Raw genomic sequence first — 3666 nt, 5'->3', positions numbered from 1 at the left:
CCACCACCTGAGCCGCTCCGCAGAAGTCGGTATCCGTCTCCACGCCCGTAATGCGCCGGCCCTGGCGCCGCAAGGCCCTTACGGTTTGCAAGAGCAGGGATCCCCCTAGGCGTTGGAAAGCCTTCTGAAAAGCCAGCGTCGTCAACCAGGGGTGGATGTGGCCATGCCGCGCCCAGAGTACACCCTCGAGGGCGGCAGGGTTTAAAAGCGGCTCTAGCTCACAGGCCGCCTCTACAGAAATTCGCTGCGGTGGGATGCGACAGTCGGCCAGATCGGCTTCCACTGCCTCCATCCTGTAGCCAGGGGCAACGGGCATGAGCAGATCCAGCTCGCGAAATTGAAGATCCGCCTCCAGCTCCTCTGACAGGGTGCGGTAGCGCTGGATCCCTTCTTCCCCCAGGGCTTTGAGCAGGGGGGTTTTCCCGGCCCAATGGGCCAGGCCACCGTAGCTGTAGCGAGTGGCACTGGACGGCAGCGCTTCCTTCTCAACGAGGAGAACGGATCCCCCCTGGCGGGCCAGCTCGTAGCTCAAGGCTGCCCCCGTGATCCCGCCGCCGACGACGATCCAGTCGTAGTTGGCCATGCTGCGGCCCTGAAACCTATCTTGCGGCAGAGTGGCTCTTTCAGGGTAGCAAGCACAGCAGAACCTAAGCCGTGGCGGATACCAGCTGAGGCGGAACCCACAGAGAGCCTCCCTGAGTCCTGATCGAGTGTTCCCGCCGAAGTCGAATGGCGTTCTCTGGCGTTCATCGTGATCGATAGCGTAGCAAGGGTGAAGATATGAACGAACTACTGCAAACCATCAACCGCAGTCTTCTAGAGATGGCGTTCGGGCCGTGCGGCGCCTGGCGGGATCCGCAGCCAACCGGTGGATCCCCAGCCCTTCCCTACAAATGCTGCTGGTGCAAGTCAGCCAAGTGGGTGCTTGGGTGGCAGGGATCCTGGCAGCCAGCGTGGTGGCTTTCCCAGATCTGCGCCTGGGAGATCTGATCGGGCTGTTGGGGTTAGGGTCGGTGGCCATCGGTTTTGCTTTTCAAGATATTTTCAAGAACTTCCTGGCGGGCGTGCTGCTGCTTTTGAACGAGCCTTTTCAACTCAATGACCAGATTGTCGTCGGGGATTTTGAAGGTACAGTTGAGGAAATCAGCATTCGCTCCACCCAGATTCGCACCTACCAAGGAGAACGGGTGGTGATCCCCACCAGCCCGATCACGGTCTTAACCGATCGCCCCTTTCGCCGCACCGATCTGGAGATTGGCCTCGACTACAACACACCCCTGCCCAAAGCCTTGGAGGTGCTGCTGGAGGCGATGCAAGGCGTGGAGGGAGTGCTGGCGGAGCCCCCTTTGAGCTGGACATCGTCGGCTTTGGCGACAGCTCCATCGATTTTGTGGTGCGCTACTGGACTCGGCCTCGCAAGGCGGAGGTGCGCCGCGTCCGCACTCAGGTGATATCGCCCTCAAGCAGGCCTGTGACCGGGCCGGATTGGTCATTCCCTACCCGATTCGCACGGTGTACCTGTTCGACCAGCAGGATTTTCAGGATCACCTCCCCACTTCCAGAGCCGCCTAGGGATAGCGGGCCGGCAGCATTTGGAACCGGCTCTCCCCCAGCAACACCGCCTTGGGGTTGGGATAGGTATCTTGCAAAAGGGCGCAGGCACTCCCCGCCCTCCGGCTACTGCCTGCCAGCAGGCAAGAGTCTCATCCGTAGAGGAGCCGCTCCACCGCTGCCACAATATCTGCCGGCTGCACAATGGTGGCCGCTTCTAGCGTGCCGTTGTAGGGGGTGGGAATGTCTTGGGAGGCCAGGCGCACTACGGGCGCGTCCAGCTCGTCGAAGAGTTCTTCCATGATGCGGGCCGTCAGCTCTGCCCCAATGCCGCCCGTTTTCATGTCTTCTTCCACGATGACCACCCGGTGGGTTTTGCGCACCGAAGCAGCAATCGTCTCCATATCGAGGGGCTTGAGGGAGATCAAGTCGATCACTTCCGGATCGATCTCCTGCTCCAGCAGGGTGTCCACGGCCTTAAGCACGTGGTGGCGCATGCGCGAGTAGGTGAGGATGGTAACGTCAGATCCCGTGCGGACAACTTCCGCCTTGTCCAGGGGCAAGAGGTACTCCTCCTCCGGCAGGTCTTCTTTGAGGTTGTAGAGGAGCACATGCTCGAAAAAGAGAACGGGGTTGTCGTCGCGGATGGCCGACTTGAGCAGACCCTTGGCGTTGTAAGGGGTGGAACAGGCGACGATCTTCAGACCCGGCACTGCCTGAAAGTAAGCCTCCAGCCGCTGCGAGTGCTCGGCTCCCAATTGGCGTCCCACCCCGCCTGGCCCGCGGATCACCAGCGGGATCTTGAAGTTGCCGCCGGACGTGTAGCGCAGCATGCCGGCATTGTTGGCAATTTGGTTAAAGGCCAGGAGCAAAAAGCCCATGTTCATCCCTTCCACCACAGGCCGCAAGCCGGTCATGGCTGCCCCGATGGCCAAGCCGGTGAAGCTGTTTTCGCAAATGGGGGTATCCAGGAGGCGCATCTCCCCGTATTTGCGATATAGGTCTTTGGTGACTTTGTAGGAGCCGCCGTAGTGGCCCACATCCTCTCCCAGAACAAACACATTGGGATCCCTGGCCATCTCTTCGTCGAGGGCGGCACGCAAGGCATTGTAAAGGAAGGTCTCGGCCATAGAGGGCAACCGCTGCTCAAAAATGTTGCTAAGTTTCCATTAAACCATTTTGCCGGCAGGGATCCGCTGGCAGACAACCCGCTGGGCAGGGCACCTCGCCCCTAGGGATCCCAACCCCGGTCATGTTGCCAAAAGCACACCAAAACGGTATCAGCAGCTCTGCGAGCGCCTCGCCAAAACCCGCAAAGGCCGATTCTTTCGTTGACCCGCTCGATGCCTTGCGCCACAAGGCTTTCAGGCCTCTCACCCCCCCTCTTCGGGGCCCTTTTTTGCCGTTTTCGACCGACCCCCTCGCAAATAGGCCTTGCATTCCTTGCCCCGCTTGGGTTTAATAAGGGTAGAGGTTCCCCCTTCGGGGGGATCCCTAGAAATTGGAAACCACCTGCAAAAGGGTTTTAAACCCCCCGTCAAACCCCACTAAAGGTTCCCCCTTCGGGGGGATCCCTAGAAATTGGAAACTTCTGACCCTTCTAGAGGCACCCCCTTTCGAGCGGTTTGGTTCCCCCTTCGGGGGGATCCCTAGAAATTGGAAACCATCACCTGACACACTATTGTTATTACAAACCTCTGCGGTTCCCCCTTCGGGGGGATCCCTAGAAATTGGAAACGCCCACCATAGCATGGGGACTCCGTCTACAATAGCAGACGGGTGAAGGTTCCCCCTTCGGGGGGATCCCTAGAAATTGGAAACTTAAGGGAGTGTGAACTAATCTGCGCTCCCAACACCTAGTTAAGTTGGTTCCCCCTTCGGGGGGATCCCTAGAAATTGGAAACTAGACTGACCCCCTCACATAGGTGCTTTCTTACCTTGGTTCCCCCTTCGGGGGGATCCCTAGAAATTGGAAACGAGACCTGGTAGTACCAGGGGTTTTCCTTCTTCACGGTTCCCCCTTCGGGGGGATCCCTAGAAATTGGAAACAGGCAGCGTTTACAAGCTCAGCTTAGACAAGCTAGACGAAAGGGTTCCCCCTTCGGGGGGATCCCT

The 3666-nt window shown here is 59.0% G+C and carries 3 protein-coding genes and 1 CRISPR repeat array; of the genes, 1 reads left to right on the top strand and 2 read right to left on the bottom strand.

Annotated features, from left to right (window positions below; translation table 11 throughout):
• The coding region (locus tag NW809_RS11215) for an NAD(P)/FAD-dependent oxidoreductase (RefSeq protein ID WP_414402161.1) at nt 1-583 on the bottom strand (583 nt) is incomplete at its 3' end.
• Between the two features lie 253 nt (nt 584-836).
• Between NW809_RS11215 and NW809_RS11210 the strand changes: the two genes are divergently transcribed.
• A complete protein-coding gene (locus NW809_RS11210; protein WP_049749784.1) occupies nt 837-1451 on the top strand; it encodes a mechanosensitive ion channel domain-containing protein in 615 nt (204 codons plus the stop codon).
• Nucleotides 1452-1703: 252 nt separating this feature from the next.
• On the opposite strand, the gene NW809_RS11205 is transcribed toward NW809_RS11210, so the two are convergent.
• Nucleotides 1704-2681, bottom strand: a complete 978-nt coding sequence (locus NW809_RS11205) for an alpha-ketoacid dehydrogenase subunit beta (protein ID WP_011431127.1) — start codon at nt 2679-2681, stop codon at nt 1704-1706.
• A 342-nt stretch (nt 2682-3023) separates the two neighbouring features.
• Nucleotides 3024-3600: direct repeats of the CRISPR family, unit length 37 nt; unit sequence GGTTCCCCCTTCGGGGGGATCCCTAGAAATTGGAAAC.
• Nucleotides 3601-3666: the final 66 nt, after the last annotated feature.

Source organism: Synechococcus sp. WC101 (assembly GCF_047461555.1).
In the GTDB taxonomy this organism is placed as follows: domain Bacteria; phylum Cyanobacteriota; class Cyanobacteriia; order Thermostichales; family Thermostichaceae; genus Thermostichus.
Note: the sequence above shows the minus strand (reverse complement) of the source record. Positions and strands in the feature narration are given on the sequence as shown.